Origin of the sequence: uncultured Serinicoccus sp., from assembly GCF_947500995.1 — a bacterium.
Taxonomy (GTDB): Bacteria; Actinomycetota; Actinomycetes; order Actinomycetales; family Dermatophilaceae; genus Ornithinicoccus.
On the sequence record NZ_CANMUA010000045.1, the window covers coordinates 1 to 214 of the forward strand.

Annotated in this window: 1 pseudogene; it reads left to right on the top strand. The window is 67.8% G+C overall.

Features of this window, described 5'->3' with window-relative positions:
- Positions 1-214 (top strand): annotated as a pseudogene (locus Q0967_RS17370) (IS110 family transposase); the annotation flags it as partial.

The window sequence follows — 214 nt, forward strand, 5'->3', positions numbered from 1 at the left end:
CGCCCTGGTCGGGGTGCGCATGTCCGGGCTGCGCCCGGTCATCAACGACGAGCAGCTCGAGGTGTTGCGGATGTGCGTGGACCGGCGCCGCTCCCTGGGTGAGGAGCACACCCGCAAGATATGCCAGCTGCACAAGCTCCTGCTCGAGCTCATCCCCGGCGGAGCCAAGACGTTCCTGTCCGCGGCCCAGGCCAAGGAGCTGCTGAAGAAGGTC